The organism is Pseudoalteromonas sp. S3785 (assembly GCF_005887365.1).
Classification (GTDB): domain Bacteria; phylum Pseudomonadota; class Gammaproteobacteria; order Enterobacterales; family Alteromonadaceae; genus Pseudoalteromonas.
Genome location: NZ_PNCT01000052.1, coordinates 34,541 through 53,308, shown reverse-complemented (window position 1 = coordinate 53,308; position 18,768 = coordinate 34,541). Strand labels below are relative to the sequence as shown.

At 40.0% G+C, this 18,768-nt stretch carries 22 protein-coding genes; 17 read left to right on the top strand and 5 right to left on the bottom strand.

Going from position 1 to position 18,768, the window contains the following annotated elements:
• The first annotated feature begins 86 nt into the window (after positions 1–86).
• From xthA to CWC17_RS13300, 3 genes are read left to right on the top strand one after another with little or no spacing between them, the layout of a single operon-like run.
• On the top strand, positions 87–893 hold the full coding sequence (gene xthA / locus CWC17_RS13310; protein WP_138540726.1) for an exodeoxyribonuclease III: 807 nt from the start codon (positions 87–89) through the stop codon (positions 891–893).
• Between the two features lie 5 nt (positions 894–898).
• Positions 899–1,546: an energy-coupling factor ABC transporter permease gene (locus CWC17_RS13305; RefSeq protein WP_055017819.1), complete on the top strand. Its 648-nt coding sequence runs from the start codon at positions 899–901 to the stop codon at positions 1,544–1,546.
• Complete coding sequence (locus CWC17_RS13300) at positions 1,543–2,346, top strand: putative RNA methyltransferase (protein ID WP_138540727.1); 804 nt, start codon at positions 1,543–1,545, stop codon at positions 2,344–2,346. Before CWC17_RS13305 ends, CWC17_RS13300 begins: the two co-directional genes overlap by 4 nt.
• Here the strand turns inward: CWC17_RS13300 and yfbV are convergent.
• Positions 2,330–2,776: a terminus macrodomain insulation protein YfbV gene (gene yfbV, locus CWC17_RS13295; RefSeq protein ID WP_138540768.1), complete on the bottom strand. Its 447-nt coding sequence runs from the start codon at positions 2,774–2,776 to the stop codon at positions 2,330–2,332. The genes CWC17_RS13300 and yfbV overlap by 17 nt on opposite strands.
• A 299-nt stretch (positions 2,777–3,075) precedes the next feature.
• On the opposite strand from yfbV, the gene CWC17_RS13290 reads away from it, so the two are divergent.
• The 7 genes from CWC17_RS13290 (at position 3,076) to CWC17_RS13260 (ending at position 9,731) form a co-directional block, all read left to right on the top strand.
• Complete coding sequence (locus tag CWC17_RS13290; protein ID WP_138613362.1) at positions 3,076–4,290, top strand: acetate kinase; 1,215 nt, start codon at positions 3,076–3,078, stop codon at positions 4,288–4,290.
• A 2-nt stretch (positions 4,291–4,292) separates the two neighbouring features.
• A complete protein-coding gene (gene pta / locus CWC17_RS13285; RefSeq protein WP_138540729.1) occupies positions 4,293–6,452 on the top strand; it encodes a phosphate acetyltransferase in 2,160 nt (719 codons plus the stop codon).
• A gap of 226 nt (positions 6,453–6,678) precedes the next feature.
• Positions 6,679–7,068: an ACT domain-containing protein gene (locus tag CWC17_RS13280; RefSeq protein ID WP_138613360.1), complete on the top strand. Its 390-nt coding sequence runs from the start codon at positions 6,679–6,681 to the stop codon at positions 7,066–7,068.
• The gene (locus tag CWC17_RS13275) at positions 7,069–7,566 is read left to right on the top strand and encodes a PTS glucose transporter subunit IIA (RefSeq protein ID WP_138613358.1); all 498 of its coding nucleotides are present in this window, start codon (positions 7,069–7,071) and stop codon (positions 7,564–7,566) included.
• A 4-nt stretch (positions 7,567–7,570) separates the two neighbouring features.
• Entirely contained in the window at positions 7,571–7,915 is a 345-nt protein-coding gene (locus tag CWC17_RS13270; protein ID WP_138540732.1) for an ArsC family reductase, read from the top strand.
• Positions 7,915–9,045 carry a succinyl-diaminopimelate desuccinylase gene (gene dapE / locus CWC17_RS13265; protein ID WP_138613356.1) on the top strand — a complete coding sequence of 377 codons (1,131 nt, stop codon included), beginning with the start codon at positions 7,915–7,917 and terminating at the stop codon, positions 9,043–9,045. Before CWC17_RS13270 ends, dapE begins: the two co-directional genes overlap by 1 nt.
• The gene (locus CWC17_RS13260; protein WP_138613354.1) at positions 9,045–9,731 is read left to right on the top strand and encodes a M15 family metallopeptidase; all 687 of its coding nucleotides are present in this window, start codon (positions 9,045–9,047) and stop codon (positions 9,729–9,731) included. Before dapE ends, CWC17_RS13260 begins: the two co-directional genes overlap by 1 nt.
• A gap of 6 nt (positions 9,732–9,737) precedes the next feature.
• Here the strand turns inward: CWC17_RS13260 and CWC17_RS13255 are convergent, their stop codons facing one another.
• Positions 9,738–10,601: a DMT family transporter gene (locus CWC17_RS13255; RefSeq protein ID WP_138613352.1), complete on the bottom strand. Its 864-nt coding sequence runs from the start codon at positions 10,599–10,601 to the stop codon at positions 9,738–9,740.
• Between the two features lie 374 nt (positions 10,602–10,975).
• On the opposite strand from CWC17_RS13255, the gene CWC17_RS13250 reads away from it, so the two are divergent.
• The 4 genes from CWC17_RS13250 to CWC17_RS13235 are packed head-to-tail and all read left to right on the top strand — an operon-like array spanning position 10,976 to position 13,927.
• A complete protein-coding gene (locus CWC17_RS13250) occupies positions 10,976–12,340 on the top strand; it encodes a COG3014 family protein (protein WP_138613350.1) in 1,365 nt (454 codons plus the stop codon).
• Between the two features lie 8 nt (positions 12,341–12,348).
• Positions 12,349–12,774, top strand: coding sequence for a YcfL family putative periplasmic lipoprotein (locus tag CWC17_RS13245; protein ID WP_138613348.1), 426 nt, complete (start codon positions 12,349–12,351; stop codon positions 12,772–12,774).
• 11 nt (positions 12,775–12,785) lie between these two features.
• Complete coding sequence (gene lpoB / locus CWC17_RS13240) at positions 12,786–13,403, top strand: penicillin-binding protein activator LpoB (protein ID WP_138613346.1); 618 nt, start codon at positions 12,786–12,788, stop codon at positions 13,401–13,403.
• A gap of 56 nt (positions 13,404–13,459) precedes the next feature.
• On the top strand, positions 13,460–13,927 hold the full coding sequence (locus CWC17_RS13235) for an outer membrane lipoprotein (RefSeq protein WP_138613344.1): 468 nt from the start codon (positions 13,460–13,462) through the stop codon (positions 13,925–13,927).
• 84 nt (positions 13,928–14,011) lie between these two features.
• Here the strand turns inward: CWC17_RS13235 and CWC17_RS13230 are convergent, their stop codons facing one another.
• Together CWC17_RS13230 and CWC17_RS13225 are read right to left on the bottom strand one after the other, a co-directional pair.
• Entirely contained in the window at positions 14,012–15,229 is a 1,218-nt protein-coding gene (locus CWC17_RS13230) for a pyridoxal phosphate-dependent aminotransferase (RefSeq protein WP_138613342.1), read from the bottom strand.
• Positions 15,230–15,469: 240 nt separating this feature from the next.
• A complete protein-coding gene (locus CWC17_RS13225; RefSeq protein ID WP_138613340.1) occupies positions 15,470–15,814 on the bottom strand; it encodes an Hpt domain-containing protein in 345 nt (114 codons plus the stop codon).
• 137 nt (positions 15,815–15,951) lie between these two features.
• Between CWC17_RS13225 and CWC17_RS13220 the strand changes: the two genes are divergently transcribed.
• The 3 genes from CWC17_RS13220 to CWC17_RS13210 all read left to right on the top strand — a co-directional run bounded on the left by CWC17_RS13220 (position 15,952) and on the right by CWC17_RS13210 (position 18,097).
• Positions 15,952–16,548, top strand: coding sequence for a tRNA-uridine aminocarboxypropyltransferase (locus tag CWC17_RS13220; RefSeq protein ID WP_138613338.1), 597 nt, complete (start codon positions 15,952–15,954; stop codon positions 16,546–16,548).
• Positions 16,549–16,564: 16 nt separating this feature from the next.
• Positions 16,565–17,347, top strand: a complete 783-nt coding sequence (locus CWC17_RS13215; RefSeq protein WP_138613336.1) for a CLCA_X family protein — start codon at positions 16,565–16,567, stop codon at positions 17,345–17,347.
• Between the two features lie 96 nt (positions 17,348–17,443).
• Complete coding sequence (locus CWC17_RS13210) at positions 17,444–18,097, top strand: type IV pili methyl-accepting chemotaxis transducer N-terminal domain-containing protein (RefSeq protein WP_138613334.1); 654 nt, start codon at positions 17,444–17,446, stop codon at positions 18,095–18,097.
• Between the two features lie 81 nt (positions 18,098–18,178).
• Here the strand turns inward: CWC17_RS13210 and dcd are convergent, their stop codons facing one another.
• A complete protein-coding gene (gene dcd, locus CWC17_RS13205; RefSeq protein ID WP_055015027.1) occupies positions 18,179–18,766 on the bottom strand; it encodes a dCTP deaminase in 588 nt (195 codons plus the stop codon).
• Positions 18,767–18,768: the final 2 nt, after the last annotated feature.

Genomic DNA, 18,768 nt, shown 5'->3' with positions numbered 1-18,768 from the left:
TATTTTCTCATTTCGATCATGTTATGTAGGCTTATTTACTGATACAATTTAGTTATAAAAACAGAGTCTAATTAAAGGTAAATTTTATGAAGGTTATTTCTTTCAATATCAATGGTCTGCGAGCACGCTTACACCAGTTACAAGCAATTATAGATAAACACCAGCCAGACATTATTGGTTTGCAAGAAATAAAAGTTCATGATGAGGCGTTCCCTCTTGAGGACGTACAAAAAATGGGTTACCACGTTTATTTTCATGGTCAAAAGGCACACTACGGTGTGGCAATGTTATGCAAAAATGAGCCTAAATCGGTATTAAAAGGGTTTGCTACCGACACCGAAGAAGCACAAAAGCGTATGATAAGTGTAACAGTTGAGCAAGAAAATGGCCGCGACCTAACGGTAATGAATGGTTATTTCCCGCAAGGCGATAATATAAATCATGAAACAAAATTCCCTTATAAGCGTCAGTTTTACAAAGACTTAATGACCCATCTAGATACAAACCACACGCCAGGTGAAGACGTTATTGTCATGGGCGATATCAATATTTCTCCCACCGACTTAGATATTGGTATTGGTGAAGTGAATGCTAAACGCTGGCTTAAAACAGGTAAGTGCTCATTTCAACCAGAAGAGCGCGAATGGCTAGCAAAATTATTAGATTGGGGTTTTAAAGATACCTTCAGAGAGCAAAACCCTGAAACAAACGACAAATACTCATGGTTTGATTATCGCTCTAAAGGATTTTTAGATAATCGGGGTCTTCGCATTGATGTTGTGCTTGCTACCCACGCTCTTGCCGAGCGCTGTATTGATACCGGTATAGATTACGAACTACGCGGTATAGAAAAGCCTTCTGACCATGCGCCTATTTGGTCAACCTTTAAATAATTCATATGTTATCGCTTGAAATACAAGGGCTACTTTGGGCCCTTGTAATCATTGTTACCTTTATAAGTGTAGAAAAAACTACCTATAAAGCACTTTATATTACCCCAGCACGGCAGATAGGTGTATTGGCGTGCGCGTTAGTTTTTGCAATGTTATGGCAAATTAAAGCGGGGATTTTAAGTGGCCTTGATTTACACATTTTAGGTGTAACTGCAGTAACGCTTATATTAGGGTGGCGCCTTACTATTTTAAGTAGCCTGCTTGCCAGTGCTTTGTTAGCGGCTTTCACAAACGTTGATCTTAATCTTTTGCCCATGCAAATACTGTTTGGCGCATTTATTCCTACATTATTAAGCTACCTTGGCTTTATAATAAGTTATCAGTATTTACCACGTCATTTTTTTGTTTATATTTTTGTGTGCTCTTTTATGTTAGCGGGCTTTATTGCATGCCTAAAAATAAGCTTAGGGGCTTTATTTTATTTACTTATAGGGCAATATAATTGGCAAGAATTGGCGGATAATTACGTATACCTAAGTGCTATCATTTGGTTTCCTGAGGCAATGCTTAACGGTATGGCCATTACGCTTTTGATCACTTATCGACCACACTGGGTTAAAACTTTTTATGATAAGGACTACCTAGACTCATGAGTCTGCAATACCATTGCCCTTTATGTAACCACGCACTGTTAAAACATAATTCATCACTTCGATGTGACAATAATCACACCTTCGACTTTGCAAAAGAAGGGTATGTAAATTTGCTACCCGTGCAGCACAAAAACTCTAAACAACCGGGTGATTCACTCGAAATGGTACAGGCTAGACGTGCTTTTTTAGAACGCGGCTTTTATGCATTTTTACAGAACGCATTAAGTAATATCATTAGTGAGCGCAAACCAAAAGTACTTATAGATCTTGGCTGTGGCGAAGGATTTTATACTCATGCTATTGCCAATAAAGTAGAGGCGCAGGTTTACGGTGTCGATATTTCTAAATCAGCCGTAAAATATGCAGCAAAGCGCTACTCGCAGTGTCATTTTAGTGTTGCATCCATTAGCCAAGCCCCCTTTAAATCAGGCACTGCTGACGTATTGCTGAGTGTTTTTGCGCCTTTATTTGATCAAGAGCTGGCCCGTTTAGCAGCGCCTAATGGCATATTAGTAGTTGCAAGCCCTGGGCCATGGCATTTGAAAGAGCTTAAAGAATATATATATGCAGATGTAGCACAACACACAGAAATTGACACGCCGAGCGGCTTTACAAAAGCTGATCAAAAGCTCATTACAGAGCAGGTTACGCTTAATTTTTCAGATATTAAAAATTTAATAATGATGACACCGTTTGCGTGGAAGTTTAGACCAGAACACTGGAGCGCACTCGAGGAAAAAGGTGAGCATACTGTCACCTTATCTTTTTACATAACTCAATTTACTAAAACTGATCTTTAGTAAACGCTTTATCCATTTTATCAAACATGTCTTTTAACAGGTGAGCAAGCTCCATATAACGGGGCTTGTTTTCGCTTAATTGAGCCTGATATCCGTTTGCAACCATTTTAGAATACAACTCGTTGTACCATTTTTGCATACTTGGTTCTAACTCTGTTTGGGAGCGCTTTCCTAACCAAAAAAGACCTTGTAAAGGAAGTGATAAGAAAAACATAGCACTGGCAATCGCTTGCGGTAAAAAATCAGGGCCTAAATAATTTAGCTGAAAAAAGAGTGTAAGCATAGCTAATATCGGCATAACAGTAATTGCAAGCTCAGTAGCTTTAATCACTTTAAATTCGTTAAACAACGGTGCTAACTCTTTACGCATAGGCCATTTTTTTGCATATTCTCTACCCGCTTGTAACTGTGACATCACACTTTTTTGCATCATGACCCCTCACATCTAAACTTTTAACCCGCAGCGCCAGCTTGACACTGCTTATAAGTGTAACACAAATAAACAGCTTCACACTTTAGCATTAAAAGTTATTGTTTTTGTATATATAAGCAACTAAACACTAAACTAAATTTACTAACTGGGTTAAAATAGTTACCTTAAAAATTAGACTTTAGTCGCTTTTTTATTACCTTTATAGTGGCTAAGTTTACCTTTAATTTTCATCTTAAGTGTATTGTTTATAGCTTAATATACACTTACTAAATTTATTGTTTATGGAAACTGCCTCTATGCCAACTACGCCCTCAAAGTCACAACACGTTTTAGTATTAAACTGTGGTAGCTCGAGTTTAAAATTTGCCATTATTGATGCTGATAACGGAAATGAAATTATTTCGGGCTTAGCTGAACGCCTAGGTTCAGAAAATCCATCTATAAAATATAAATACCAAGGTAATAAAACCGTTATTACCTTAGCTGCTAATCAAGCGCATGGCGAGGCAATTAATACGTTGGTAAGCTTGATAAAAGATCACCATTTAGATGAGCATTTAATTGCAGTAGGCCATCGTGTTGTTCACGGTGGTGAGCACTTTACTCAATCTGCATTAGTGGATGAAAAAGTTATTGCAGGTATTTCAGATGCTTCAAGCCTTGCCCCTTTACATGGTCATGCAAACTTACTGGGAATTTCATCAGCGCAAGCGTCGTTTGCTGGCTTACCACAGGTTGCTGTTTTTGACACTGCGTTTCATCAAACAATGGATAAAGTGGCCTACTTATATGCACTTCCTTATAAACTTTATACAGAACACGGTGTTCGCCGTTACGGTATGCACGGCACAAGCCACTATTATGTAGCTGGACAAACCGCAGAATTAATTAATAAGCCTGTTGAGAAAAGTAACTTTATTAGTGCACATTTAGGTAATGGTTGTTCTGTGTGTGCAATTAAAGGCGGTAAGAGTGTAGATACGAGCATGGGCTTAACCCCGCTTGCTGGGTTAGTTATGGGCACCCGCAGTGGTGATATCGACCCAGGTTTGTTTAACTTTTTAACGACACAACTTAATTACGATGCAAAACAAATCGACAACTTACTTAATAAAGAAAGTGGATTATTAGGTATTAGTGAACTGTCTAACGACTGCAGAACCATTGAAGAAGCCGCTTTAGCAGGCCATGAACAAGCCACCCTTGCGCTTGATATTTTTTGCTACCGCCTTGCGAAACAGATTGCCGCCTACATGGTGCCATTACAGCAATTAGATGCGCTTATTTTTACCGGCGGTATAGGGGAAAACTCAGACATTATCCGTGAAAAAGTAATCACACAATTGGCGTTTTTAGGCTTAGATTGCGAGAAACAAGCCAATTTAGATGCACGCTTTGGTAATGAAGGCATTATCAGCTCTGAAAAGGCAGCAACGAAAGCCGTTGTAATGCCAACTAATGAAGAATGGGTGATTGCCCTTGATGCCGCTAACATTGTGAAGGAGCTTTAATTATGGCACGTCGTATTATGTTAATTCCGGTTTCTACTGGTGTTGGATTAACATCTGTTTCTGTCGGGTTAGTGCGTGCGCTTGAGCAAAAAACCGTAAAAGTGAACTTTTTCAAGCCAATAGCCCAGCCACGCACAGGTGAAACAGGCCCAGAAAAGTCGACTCAAATTATAATGCAAGGCTCATCAATTACCCCGCCCACTCCTTTTGCATTAAGCTATGCAGAGCAAATGATTGGCGATGGTAAAGGCGATGATTTACTTGAAGAAATAGTTGAGCGCTTTGAAAGTAAAATTAATGATGACGAAGTCGCTATTATTGAAGGTATGGTGCCTACTCGCCGTCAGCCTTATGCAGGGCGTGTAAACCGCGAAATAGCCCAAACACTCGGTGCCGATATTGTATTTGTATTAACACCTGGTAATTATAACATTACGCAAATTGAAGACCGTTTAGAAATTGCTGCTGGGTATTATGGTGGGATTGATCACCCTCGCGTTTTAGGCTGTATTTTTAATAAAGTGAACGCCCCGCTTGATGAAGAAGGCCGCGCCCGCGCTGACTTGGTCGATTCATACAAAGCAGAAGAGCTCGATAACGAATTAAACCGTTTAGCATCTTTACCTATTTTCAGAAAAAATCCGTTTATGCTGTTAGGCGCCATCCCATGGGATTTTGACTTAGTCGCGCCACGCGTTAAAGACTTAAGTGCCTATTTAAAAGCAACCATTATTAATGAAGGCGACATGCTACACCGTCGCCTGCGTCGCATTACGTTTTGTGCGCGTACCGTATCAAACATTTTAAACCACTTTACACCGGGTGCTTTATTGGTAACCCCGGGCGATCGCTCCGACATACTTGTTGCTGCGTGTTTATCGGCTATGAACGGCACTAAAATTGGCGCAATTTTACTTACCGGTGGTTTTGAACCAGAGCCGCGTATAATGGCGCTGTGTGAACAAGCCATGCAAACAGGCTTGCCTATATTAGCCACAGAGGCCGATACTTGGCGTACCTCATTACTGCTACATAATTTTAATATGGAAGTACCGAGCGATGATGACCAACGTATTGAAAAAGTAAAAGATCACAACGCAGAATATATCGATTCTGATTGGCTCGATACGCTTGCAAAAAATGTTGGCAAAACACGTAAGCTCTCTCCTCCTGCGTTTCGTTATTTACTTACAGATAAAGCCCGTAAAGCGGCTAAAACGGTGGTACTTCCTGAAGGAAATGAGCCGCGTACCATTAAAGCCGCCGCTATTTGTGGACAACGTGGTATTGCAAAAACCGTATTACTAGGCGACCGCGATGAAATAATGCGTATTGCCGAGCAACAAGGTATTGAGCTTAATGAGCATGTAAGTATTGTTGAGCCAAAATCGGTGATCAACGACTACGTTGCACCTATGGTAGAGATTCGTAAAGGCAAAGGCTTAACAGAAGTCGTAGCACAAGAGCAATTACAAGATAATGTTGTCCTTGGCACTATGATGCTCGAGCAAGGTAAAGTAGATGGCTTAGTATCTGGCGCAGTTAACACAACAGCCAATACAATTCGTCCACCGCTACAGTTGATTAAAACCGCCCCAGGGTCATCACTTGTATCGTCTGTATTTTTTATGCTTCTGCCTGACCAAGTACTGGTATACGGCGACTGTGCAATTAACCCTGACCCTAATGCGGAACAATTAGCAGATATCGCTATTCAATCAGCCGACTCTGCAGCCGCGTTTGGAATAGAGCCACGTGTTGCCATGATAAGCTACAGTACAGGCACTTCTGGCTCTGGCGCCGATGTAGAAAAAGTGCGTGAAGCCACGCAAATTGCCCAACAAAAACGTCCAGATTTAATTATTGATGGGCCATTGCAATACGACGCTGCAATTATGGAAAATGTTGCGCTTAAAAAGGCACCAAATAGTCCAGTAGCCGGTAAAGCTACGGTATTTATATTCCCCGATTTAAATACCGGTAACACCACCTATAAAGCCGTACAGCGTAGTGCCGATTTGATCAGCATAGGGCCAATGCTACAAGGTATGCGAAAGCCCGTTAACGATTTAAGTCGTGGCGCCCTAGTCGATGATATAGTGTACACCATCGCACTTACGGCTATTCAAGCAGCACAAGTTGAAGCGCTCAACAACGCGTAAATCACACTAGTGCTTTTTATAGCCTAGCTAATATTTACTTATTAATTAGTTAGTTAGGCTATTTATACCTGCCAATTCCCATACTTATCCACAGAAATTGTGGGTAAGTTTTAGATCCTTATTATCCACAGCTACACAGTCTTAATTTTAGTAACTGTTACACCTTTAATTTAAAGCCAATAATCTATACTATTAACTGACACTATACGCTGTATGCAGGTTATTAATGTCAAAACAAACATTACAATTACACAGCACGCTGTTGTCAATTCATAGTTTAGAAGTGGATGCTGACATTCCTGTAGCGCTATTAAAGTTACCCCTATTTTTTATTTCAAAAACCCACGATGAACTTTCTATTGTTTGCCCTAGTCATTTTCCTATTGACTGTTTAGACACAGAGCCCGATTGGCAAGCACTTGAAGTCGTTGGCCCGTTAGGGTTTTCTTTAACAGGCATTATGGCCAATATATCTGGCGTACTTGCAAAGGCTAATATTTCTATTTTTTCTATCTCAACCTACGATACAGATTATATTTTGGTAAAAAAACACACTGCGCAGCAAGCCATCACTGCACTTAAAAACGATGGCTACAATTTAGTAGTAGATCAATAAATGAGAGCAGCCTCTATCGCGTTTTTAGCGCAAAATAAGCTCCCTGCCAGCGCTTTAAAAATTACGAGCCCCTTTAGCGGCAAAGTCATTGATTTAAACCAACACCCTGAGCCTTTTTTTAAGTTCTCAATCCTTGGTCCAACCGTATTGGTTGAGTTAAGTAGCCATAAAATTTTAGCCCCCTTTGATGGCACTTCAATACAGGTCAAAAATGCAGGGGGTGAATTTATTCTCCAAGCAAAAAATGGCTTAAAGGTGCTTATTAATTTGTCACTACCCACGCAGCAACCTATAACCCATACACATATTGCACAGCTCAATGGCAGCAAAATAAGCAAAGGACAGCGCTTAGCTTACTTTGATTTACGCGAACTTAAATCGCCCTTACTGGCCAGCTTAGTGCTATTAAATGGCCATAACTTAGGCACGTTTCATTATTCGCACACGCAAGTAAATGCGGGTGTAGACCCCCTTTTAACTATTATTAAGAAGAACTAAACCTATGATCACTCTTTACGGCATTAGTAATTGCGACACCATTAAAAAAGCCAAAAAATACCTTAGCGACAACAACATAGATTTTACCTTTCACGATTATCGAAAAGACGGTGTAAACGAGCAGCTTGTAAGCGAATTTGCTGAGCATATTGACTGGGAGCAATTAGTTAATAAGCGTGGCACAACCTATCGCGCGCTCTCTGATGAGCAAAAGCAAAACCTAACTAAAGACACGGCTATTACATTACTTACAGAGCAACCAGCTATGATCAAGCGCCCAGTACTTGTTAATGACAACAGCTACCACTTAGGCTTTAAAGCTGCGCAATACGATGAGATATTTAAATAATGACAAATGATGTAATTGCACTTGCCCAAGCGCTTATTCAGCGCGAGTCGGTAACCCCTGAAGATGCGGGTTGCCAAACAATGATGAACGAGCGTTTAAAAGACCTAGGCTTTAATATCGAGTCATTATTTTTTACCGATACACTCAATACATGGGCCCGAAAAGGAAGTGAGTCACCGCATTTTTGCTTTGCAGGCCATACCGATGTAGTCCCCACCGGCCCCGCATCAAACTGGCAGCACCCGCCATTTTCAGGCTTAATTGAAGATGGTTTGCTGCATGGCCGAGGCGCAGCTGATATGAAGGGCTCTCTGGCGGCAATGCTTGTTGCGACTGAGCGCTTTGTGGCTAAAAACCCAGATCATAAAGGTTCTATTTCATTTTTAATTACCTCTGATGAAGAAGGCCCCTTTATCAACGGCACAACCAAAGTAATAGACACGCTTGAAGCACGCGGCGAAAAAATTGATATGTGCTTAGTGGGTGAGCCTTCATCGCGAGATGTACTCGGTGATGTAGTAAAAAATGGCCGTCGAGGCTCCCTTACTGGCTTTTTAAAAGTAAAAGGTGTTCAAGGTCATGTAGCCTACCCACACTTAGCACAAAACCCAATTCATTTGGCTGCTCCCGCCATTACTGAACTTAGCCAAACAGTGTGGGACAACGGCAATGAATTTTTCCCTGCAACCAGCTTCCAGGTATCAAATATAAATGGTGGTACAGGTGCCGGTAATGTCATACCGGGTGAACTTGAGGTGCAATTTAATTTTAGATTTAGTACCGAAGTAACTCATCAGCAATTACAAGAACGGGTTAATGCTATTTTACAAACGCATGACTTAAACTACGAATTAAGCTGGATAGTAAACGGCTTGCCGTTTATAACAGAGCATGGTCCGTTAGTTGATGCCACCGTAAATGCGATTAAATCTGTCACGGGGTTAACCACTAACCTCGAAACCAGTGGGGGTACGTCAGATGGACGCTTTATAGCGCAAACAGGCGCAAAAGTGATTGAGCTAGGCCCGCGCAACGCCACTATTCATAAAGTAGATGAATGTGTAAGCACAGATGATTTAATCGCCTTAGCAGATATTTACGAGCAAATTTTAGAGCAACTGTTAACCTAATGGCACTCGATACAAATACATTAGCTATGTGTATCACTGGACAAAGTGATACACACCTCACTGAGATTCAATCGCATCGGTTACATACTGATATTATTGATGACTTTTTAGCCCTGCAAAATGCCGCTACAAACGCTGGTTTTAAGCTGACTATTGCCTCAAGTTTTCGCGATTTCAACCGCCAAGCTATGATTTGGAATAACAAGTATTTAGGACTACGCCCTGTTTTTAATAAACAGCAACAGATAGTGGATTTAAGCCAACTAAATGAGCTGGAAAAGTGCACGGCTATTATGCTCTATTCTGCTTTGCCAGGTGCTAGTCGGCATCATTTAGGCACTGACCTGGATGTGTATGATAGCGCCGCAATTGACGATGACTATAAGCTGCAACTTACCCCTGATGAATACCAACATGGGGGGCCCTTTGCACCACTGAGTCAGTGGCTTGATAAAAATCTAGCTAAATATGGTTTTTATCGCCCCTACAAACAGGATTTAGGCGGCGTAGCACCTGAGCTTTGGCATATTAGCCATATTAAGCAATCTCAAGTGTTAGTAAGTGCATTGAGCGAAGCGATGCTTTACGAATGTATAAGCAACAGCGATTTAGAAGGTAAGCCAGCTATTTTAAATAATTTGCCCGCGCTCTATAAACGCTTCATAACAAATGTAAGCCCACCTTAATAGGGCTTATTTTTTGTTTAAAATAAAGACCAAAACAGCACCTAAAATCAGCGAGCTTGCTATTAAAAACTCAAAAGTAAGCTGCTCAGATAAAAATATAACTCCAGCAAATGCTGCAAGTACAGGCACACATAACTGTACAACCGCCGCTTGTGTACTTTTAAGTAGTGGCATGGCCACATACCAAATGCTGTAACCTATGCCTGATGCAATAGCGCCCGAAGCGCAGGCTAGCAGCACGCCTTCTATACTCACTGTTTTTAAATAACTTATTGCTACAATTAATAAAACAGGAATAGCCACTAAACTTCTTATAAAATTAAAGGCGGTGGTACGCAAAGGTGATACACACGCTTTACCGCGTATACTGTAAACACCCCATGCAACGCCACTTAGCGCCATAAGCGATGCCCCTAACAAAGAAGGCACTGCGGCAGAGGGCAACATTAAATATATAAATCCAGCTAATGCGACAAAAAAAGCCGCCCACTGCAACTTACTCAGCTGCTCTTTTTTATATATGCCCCAACCAATCATGGTAAGTTGCACTGCGGAAAATAAAATGAGCGCACCGGTGCCCGTATCAAGCTCTATATAAGCAATAGAAAAACAAAGTGCATATATCAATAAACTAATACTGCTACGCCAACTTCCCGTATCACTTAAAATAGCGTTATTAAGCATGCCCTTACGTTTTAGATTAAACGTATATACAGCCATAATTAAGCCTAAACAAATGGCTCCGCTCAGTAGCCTAATTAGAGTAAAATTCCACGCATCAATATACCCTTGCGCGAGCGCCATACGGCAAAGTAAAGAGTTTGCCGCAAAGGCAATTAATGCAACTAGGGTGTATAACGTGGCTTTCAAAATCGCTCCTTAGCTAAAACCTTACAGTGAGATGCTTTAAATTGGCTTGCTTAGCCAGCAGTGTATTTAAGCAGCTGAGCCATTTAGCTGTAAAGCCGCATTATTGTATTTACTATACTTTTAATCGATGCTTTATAACTTTCTATACTGCCAAATTGCTGTAATTACACGCCTCTCCTCTCGTATTCACAGGCAATTCATAATGATTTGCCTACCTTAAATACACGCCCTACGCGTGCTGACCTTAGGGAGAATAGCTTTAATCCTCACCGGTCTACATGCCCTAAAGTAGGCTACGCTTTTTTACACTATTTCACATAAATCTAAAACCAGAGTATGTTAATCTTTAAAACCTAACTATATAGGAGTGCTCAGTGCGCCAAAGTATAATTTTAAGTGTTTGTTTTATATTAAGTGGATGCAGCACCATAGGCTTTAATGACTTATTTAACGACTATGCAAGCCAAATGACGCCCGTAAGAAACGCAATTCAAAATAACAATATTGAACAGGCCAAATCACTTATTGCAAACAACAGTAAATTACACAGTAGCTATTTACTGAACCAATTAGAGCAAGCCCGTTTAAAAGACCTTGCTAATGAGCAAAGTGTTTCACAACAACAATTTGAAAATGTATACACCCAAGTACAAACAAAACGAGAAGCTGCAAAAATTCAATTAAGTGCTGGGCTTGAACAAAGTAATGCCTTATTTACTAACGATTCTGCCATTACTTATGTACCACCGGCATATGAAATGAGCATGCTACATAGCTACAAAGCGCTTAATTATGTATACAACAATGATTTAGAAAGCGCCTTGGTTGAGATACGCCGCGCTAACAAAGTACAAGTAGATGCACTTGCTGATAATCAAACACAGATAAACGACACAATAGAGCAAGCACAACAGCATTACCCAAGTATGAGTAATGTGACACGCGATATAAAAAATGGTTTTCAAAATGCATTTACGTTTTATTTATCTGCACTGTTGTACCAACGTGATAAACAATATGATGACGCTTACATCGACTATAAAAAAGCATTAGAGATTCAACCTAATAATCACTACTTACAGCAAGATGTAATGCGATTAGCAAAAAAACAAGGTTTTAGCCAAGATTTAGAAGAGTTTGAACGCCGCTTTAGTCCATTACAGCCCTTACCTTCTGCACACGGTGAAGTGGTTATATTGGTTGAACAAGGCTTAGTGCCTAAACAAGATGAATTTAAACTACGCTTGCCTATTTACACCTCAGGTGACGATGCGCGTTTTTACAGTTTAGCCATGCCAGTTTATAAAGATAATGCGTTTGTACCTAATGTTAATAGCGTAAATATAAATTCGCAAAATTTAGAACTTGACCCATTAGTGCATATAGAAGCATTAGCAGCTAAAACATTAGAGCAGCAAATACCGGCTCGTGTATCTAGGCAAGTATTGCGTTTGGTAGCCAAAGAAAAAGTGCGCGCAGAGCTTGCGCGTAGCACAGGCGATGTTGGCAATATTATTGCTAATATTTACAATTTGGCATCTGAGCAGGCCGATACACGCAGCTGGCTTACTTTACCTAATCAAATAAGCATGGCACGCAGCAGTTTAAGCGCTGGGTCGCATTCACTTTTAATAGGTAACCATACGCCTATTAATTTTACCGTTAGTAAGCAAGGGTTAACCTTAATTTACCTAACCTCTATTAATAACTATTTTAACTACCATGTGGTTCAACTTTAGGAGTCATCATGAAATATACTTTGCCATTAGTGGCCGCATTAATGCTTGGGGCATGTGCAAGCCAACCTGATACATCAGGTATTTCGGTTGAGCAAAGCAAAAATACATTTAACGAACAGTTACATGTTGATAATCCTGCTCTAGGTGAAAAGCTTGCCATTACCGATGTGAAAACACGCCAGACAAACCAGTTAACCGACGTGGTAGTAACACTAAGCAGCCAATATAAAAAATCGCAATATTTACAATATCAGTTTAATTGGTACGACAAAGACGGGTTTGTAATTAAAGGAAACCACTCACCTTGGCACGCCTTAACACTGTTTGGTTTTTCTAAAACACAATTACCCGGCTTAGCGCCTACACCGGATGCGGTTACATTTTCGCTTGCTGTAAGAGAAGTGTCGACCGACGCACAAGAATTTAAAGAATAAGGGTTATAAAAATGATCACTACGCAATTTAAAACATTATCAAGTTATGCTGCAATTGGCCTTAGCGCACTCATTTTAAGCGGTTGTGCTAATAAAGCCGTAGTCAGTTACGGTGATGCACAAGCTGTAGAAACCACCGATATAAACTTTGGCTCTACCGATTTGCAAAAAGTAGCCAGCCAAATGACCGACTCACTGCTTAGCTCGCCCGTTGTTGGCACAATGACACAAAACAAACGCCCAGTGGTGTTTGTCGAGCGCATTAAAAATAAAACCAGCGAACACATAGATACCGAATCTATCACCGACTCAATCTCAACGCAGTTATTACGAAGCGGTAAATTTCGTTTTGTTGACATGTCCCGCGTTGAATCAGTGCGCGAACAGCTTAACTTTCAAAATGAAGATGCGCTCGTAAACCCTGCTACCGCGGTTGCTTTTGGCAAACAAATTGGTGCGCAATACATGCTATATGGCAACCTTTCGAGCATTGTTAAGTCAAATGCCGATAAGTCAGACGTGTATTACAAATTTACAATGCGCTTAATGGATATGGAAAGTGGCCTAGTAGAGTGGGCAGACGAAACTGAAATTCGTAAAACGAAAGAAAAATCGACATTTGGTTGGTAATAAACCCCACGCAAAGGCTAAATATTGCCTTTGCGTAGCACCAACAGGAGACATCTATGAAAGCCTTAACCATAGCAATGTGTGCATTGCTCACACTCAGTGCACCCAGTTTTGCAAACTATGAGCGAAACAAAGCCGTACCCGTGCAGCAAGTGTTATTTGGTGATGTAAAATCTGTTCGCAAAATAACTGAGCAAGAACTCGTCCAAGATAAAAACAGTGGTTGGAAAACCTTTGGCGGTGCCCTACTTGGCGGTGTTGTCGGTAATCAGTTTGGTGGTGGAAGCGGGCGAACGGTCGCCACTATTTTGGGTTCTGTCATTGGTGGTAGTGTTGCCCATAATAATCAGCAAAAAAGTTATTATAAGCAAACGCACCTAGTCGAATTACTGATTCAAGTAGAAAACGGCGACCAATACATGGTGGTACAAGACCAAGATCAGTTAATGCGCTTTAGTAAAGGTGATAACGTACGCCTTGTTTATTTAAGTGATAATACTGTAAGAGTTGACCGCGCGTATTAACGGGGCATATTAGCATTATCGCTATAATAAAAAACGAGCTATTTAAGCTCGTTTTTTATTATACAACGCGTTAGTTGGAATTAACTAAACTTGGCGATAGTCTTTAAAAAAGCGCTGCATTTTAAGCATGGCACTAGACAAATCATCCTTATTAGGTAAAAACACCAATCTAAAGTGATCAGGCTCAGGCCAGTTAAATGCTCGCCCATGTACAAGTAATATTTTTTCTGCTTTGAGTAAATCATACATCATTTTTTCGTCATCTGTTACATTAAAATGCGCTGTGTCTACTTTGGCAAACGCGTAAAGCGCCCCTTTTGGCTTTTTACAACTTATCCCTTCAATCGCATTAAGCCCACGCCAAGCAATATCACGTTGAACATACAATCGCCCGCCTGGGTCTATTAAGCTGTCTATTGATTGTACGCCACCCAATGCTTGTTGAATTGCATATTGAGCTGGCACATTGGCACACAAGCGCATAGACGATAAAATATCGAGCCCTTTACTTAAATCTTCCATTGCTGAGGTACGCCCGCTTAGTACCATCCACCCCATGCGTATACCTGCCGCACGATAAGTTTTAGCTAACCCATTAAAGGTAATGATTGGCACGTCATCACACAGTGCACCAATAGAGGTATGGGTGATGCCATCATATAAAATCTTTTCGTAGATTTCATCGCTAAGCAATAACAGCTTATGCTCGCGTGCTACATTAATTAACTCTTTTAATAAATCGTCACTGTAAACCGCGCCAGTAGGATTATTAGGATTAATTAGCACAAGTGCTTTGGTTTTTGACGTAATTTTGCTTTTTATATCTGCAATATCAGGGAACCAATCTTGTTCTTCATCGCACAAGTAATGAACAGGGTTGCCGCCTGCTAATTTAACTGACGCAGTCCACAGCGGGTAATCAGGTGCTGGAATAAGCACTTCGTCATCGTTATTTAATAACGCTTGGGTGATCATTTGAATAAGTTCACTCACCCCATTACCTATATAAATATTATCAACATCAAGGTTATGTAAACCCCGTTGCTGATAATGCTGATAAACCGCTACACGAGCTGAGTATAAGCCTTTAGAGTCGCAATAGCCCTGAGCCGAGTACAAATTACGAATAATATCGCGGTGCATGTCCTCTGGCATATCAAAACCAAATGCAGCAGGGTTACCAATATTAAGCTTTAGTACTTTCTGACCCTCGTCCTCCATTTTTTTGGCTTGTGCTAAAACCGGTCCACGAATGTCATAACATACACCTTCTAATTTGTGACTCTTTTTAATATCTGACATTTTTACCTCTTTGCGGCGAACTGGCTTTATAGTATAAAAATTAAACTTGGTAATGCGAGGGGTATAATCGTTAAAATTGTGGTATCAGCCCAAGGATGCTCCTTAGGCTATGCGATCTTTAATTTATTATCGAGAGGCCAAACACGCACTAGACGGTTCTAAGACTACCCTAGTAAAGGCGTAAAATGCTAGCGTAATTAGTTGCTTAGTACTGAAATAAATTCACGTTGGCAAATAATGCTAGTTAGCCTCTAGCCAAGCTCTTAACTGCGCTTGTGAACCACTTACTTGAGCTAACAAATCAGTAGATGCGTTAACTGCTTTTTCTGCATTATCTTGATTTAAATTAAGCTCAACTTCTCGGGCCACCTCAGATAAACTCGTCGCACCAAACTGAGCTGCATTCGATTTTAAACTATGGGCGTGACGTATAGCCGCTTCTTTATCGTTACCAATAGTCGCTATTACTTCATTTGCAAGGCGCTCGAACTCACTACAGCAAAATTCAAGTGTATCTTTAAACTGCTCGCCCAGTAACGACTGCATACTTTGCAAGGCAGCGTCATCTATTTGTATTTCTGTCATATTTTAAGCCCTTTTTAACATTCCGTGTCATTTTATAATTAATAGTATTACTGTATATCTATGCGTAAAAAAATCCAACTTTATTGCTTTATAAATGTATAATTATCAGAATACTCTCACTATAAAAAGTTTAAGTAATGAGTCGCAAAATTTGTGAACGCTGTCAGTTCACGCCCTCAACCTGTATATGCAAGGCTGTTTCACGTATAAACAACAAAGTTAGAGTTATTATTCTACAACACCCAAGCGAAGAAAAAATAGCTAAAAACACTGCAAAATTAGTTAATTTAAGCCTTACTGGTTGCGAAATAGTCAAAGGTGAAAATAATAATGACTTTGCAATACTAAAAAGCCTGCCTTTAGAATCAACAGTTTTACTTTACCCTAATGAGCAGGCTATAAATTTAGATGAGAAAGCTCGCAGCGCTGAGATAAACAATATCACTCATTTAATTGTGATAGACGGCACATGGAAAAAAGCCTATAAAATTTTACAGCTCACCCCATTGCTAAGTAAGTTCAAAACCGTGAGCTTTAAGCAGTTGCCGAAAAACCGTTATGCTATTCGAAAAGCCCCCAGAGCTGATAGTCTCTCTACACTTGAGGCCGTTGCACATAGTTTGTCTTTATTAGAGCAGCTAGACCCTGCTCCACTTTATAATTTATTAGACGAATTAATAAAAAAACAAACCCAACACATGCCTGAATACGTAAAAGCCCGTTACTTAAATTAACCACACTTAAATTATAATGCGTAGTTACCCAAACAGACTAAAACGAGGCTTTACACGCCAAGGCCCCGATTATCGCTTTGACGACCAAGTCGACTTTAGCGATATTAGAGATACCTTTGGTTTTAGGTCTATGGTGATCGGTAAATGGGTAACCAAAGAAGAGCGTTTTATTAGTGCAAACTTAATTTACGATGCCCTCGCCGACCTTGCTCAAATACTACATTTACCGCCCAAAGCCATTGGCCTGCGCGGCAAACTAAATTTTGCCTTTGGGCACGGTGGACAAAAAGGTGTGCAAGCGCATTATAACGCAGCCTCGCAAACCCTTGCGCTTGCTAAAAACGCGGGCGGTGGCGCACTTGCTCACGAATGGTTTCATGCATTTGACCACCACATAAGCGAGCATTTATTTGCAGCTAAACCTCGCTTTGGATTTGCATCAAAATTATGGCTTTCAAATACACCTAACTTAGCTCACCCTCTAAATAAAGCGCTAAACGATTTTTACAAAGAAGTATTTTTAGATTGTCATGGAGAAGATGCGAATGAATTTGTACAAACATGCATTAAACACGACCAAGCCCACAACATGAACTACATGAGCATGCCTGAGGAGTTAGCAGCACGCTGCTTTGAAGCCTGCATAGATGCCCACAACACTATTCAAAATAGCTTTTTAGTCAGTGGCTTAAAAAGCAGTAATTTAATATACCCAAGTGCTGAACATGTTAATAAAGCAAATGAAGCGCTTAATAAATATTTTGAACTACTAGGTTATGCACTTCATAAATTTCAATAAGTCACAAGCTACCTTGTAAATTTTATTTACGTGAAAAATCTTATATTTAAACTATCCTATCCTAGAGAATAAATAGTTTAAATAAGTAGCATTTAAATGGTAAATACTGATCCTACATATAAAAAGCGCAGTGCTATCTCTTTTGTTTATATTGTCCCTTTAACTGTTATAGCGATTTTATCTATTTGTATACACTTTATGCTTGAAGAAGTCATTGAAGCGCAATCTGATACGGGGAAAATAGTTAATGTAAGTGGCCAACAAAGAATGCTCTCACAACGGGTAAGCATGTTTACATTAGAGTATTTAATGTATGGCTCGCAGGATTCAAAATTACTGACCATTAACGCTTTAAACTCTTTAAAAAATAATCATAAGTACTTATTGAGTGAACACTACGGGGCGCAAGTATTAGGTAACGAAAGCCCGCTATCAGACGAGCTATTAGCAATGTATTTTAAAGAGCCAATTAATGTTGATAAAAAATTAAGGATGTTTTCAGATAGAGTTGAAGAGGTACTGAAAATAAAAACACTTAATTTAGATACAGCTCAAGAAAGCTTTTTTTCTTTAGCAAAAGAGCCGCTTTTAAAAGCATTTAATGCGGTGGTTATGCAGTACGAAAAAGAAAGTGTTGATCGAATTAAAAAACTACATACTATTCAAGGTATTGTAATTATTGTAATTTTACTCTCTCTTCTAGTTGAGCTTTTACTCGTTTATAAAGCCAGAAATAAAAAACAGATTTAATATTAGTTCGTTCAGTTAAGTAATTAAGCGTTTAAACTAGCTAACAACACGGCCATTTAAACGCTTAAAAACTTTATATTGTTATAAGTTATCGTCACTAATGCGGCTTGCTACCGCACTGCTTTGATCTTTATATTTTGCATCTTTACGAATGTTGTATGGCTTTTCGCACGGGCCTGAAAGCATTTCAAAACTCATTGCACCAATTTTCATCATTGGGCGCAGCGCTAGTGGTAACTTACCTGAGTTATAAAATTCTAAAACAATATTGCCACTCCAACCTGGGTCGATCCTGTGTGCTGTTACATGCACCATTAAACCTAAGCGGGCAAGCGATGAACGCCCATCTAACCAACCGACTATATCAGCAGGTAATGTTACTTTTTCATGGGTAATGGCCAGCGCAAGCTCGCCTGGGTGTAAAAAGAAAGCTTCCCCATCAGCAAGCTCAATCTCTTCACTCATTATAGATTCCATGGCTTTATTAAGCTGATCTTTAGGGCCACTTAAATCTACGTACGCTGCATTGTGTGCGTTAAAAGTTCTAAATTTATTCCCTAGGCGCAAGTCTGCTGTTACGCCCGAAATCATCTCGCTCGTTGGCGCAGGCTCAATAACAATACGGCCGTCATTTAGGTATTCTTTTATATGTGTGTCTGAAAGTCTCATTT

Bases quoted from the DNA above. Each gene is read 5' to 3' on its own strand.
- xthA (WP_138540726.1), top strand. From the start codon at position 87: ATGAAGGTTATTTCTTTCAATATCAATGGTCTGCGAGCACGCTTACAC.
- CWC17_RS13305 (WP_055017819.1), top strand. From the start codon at position 899: ATGTTATCGCTTGAAATACAAGGGCTACTTTGGGCCCTTGTAATCATT.
- CWC17_RS13300 (WP_138540727.1), top strand. From the start codon at position 1,543: ATGAGTCTGCAATACCATTGCCCTTTATGTAACCACGCACTGTTAAAA.
- yfbV (WP_138540768.1), bottom strand. From the start codon at position 2,776: ATGCAAAAAAGTGTGATGTCACAGTTACAAGCGGGTAGAGAATATGCA.
- CWC17_RS13290 (WP_138613362.1), top strand. From the start codon at position 3,076: ATGCCAACTACGCCCTCAAAGTCACAACACGTTTTAGTATTAAACTGT.
- pta (WP_138540729.1), top strand. From the start codon at position 4,293: ATGGCACGTCGTATTATGTTAATTCCGGTTTCTACTGGTGTTGGATTA.
- CWC17_RS13280 (WP_138613360.1), top strand. From the start codon at position 6,679: ATGTCAAAACAAACATTACAATTACACAGCACGCTGTTGTCAATTCAT.
- CWC17_RS13275 (WP_138613358.1), top strand. From the start codon at position 7,069: ATGAGAGCAGCCTCTATCGCGTTTTTAGCGCAAAATAAGCTCCCTGCC.
- CWC17_RS13270 (WP_138540732.1), top strand. From the start codon at position 7,571: ATGATCACTCTTTACGGCATTAGTAATTGCGACACCATTAAAAAAGCC.
- dapE (WP_138613356.1), top strand. From the start codon at position 7,915: ATGACAAATGATGTAATTGCACTTGCCCAAGCGCTTATTCAGCGCGAG.
- CWC17_RS13260 (WP_138613354.1), top strand. From the start codon at position 9,045: ATGGCACTCGATACAAATACATTAGCTATGTGTATCACTGGACAAAGT.
- CWC17_RS13245 (WP_138613348.1), top strand. From the start codon at position 12,349: ATGAAATATACTTTGCCATTAGTGGCCGCATTAATGCTTGGGGCATGT.
- lpoB (WP_138613346.1), top strand. From the start codon at position 12,786: ATGATCACTACGCAATTTAAAACATTATCAAGTTATGCTGCAATTGGC.
- CWC17_RS13235 (WP_138613344.1), top strand. From the start codon at position 13,460: ATGAAAGCCTTAACCATAGCAATGTGTGCATTGCTCACACTCAGTGCA.
- CWC17_RS13230 (WP_138613342.1), bottom strand. From the start codon at position 15,229: ATGTCAGATATTAAAAAGAGTCACAAATTAGAAGGTGTATGTTATGAC.
- CWC17_RS13225 (WP_138613340.1), bottom strand. From the start codon at position 15,814: ATGACAGAAATACAAATAGATGACGCTGCCTTGCAAAGTATGCAGTCG.
- CWC17_RS13220 (WP_138613338.1), top strand. From the start codon at position 15,952: ATGAGTCGCAAAATTTGTGAACGCTGTCAGTTCACGCCCTCAACCTGT.
- CWC17_RS13215 (WP_138613336.1), top strand. From the start codon at position 16,565: ATGCGTAGTTACCCAAACAGACTAAAACGAGGCTTTACACGCCAAGGC.
- CWC17_RS13210 (WP_138613334.1), top strand. From the start codon at position 17,444: ATGGTAAATACTGATCCTACATATAAAAAGCGCAGTGCTATCTCTTTT.
- dcd (WP_055015027.1), bottom strand. From the start codon at position 18,766: ATGAGACTTTCAGACACACATATAAAAGAATACCTAAATGACGGCCGT.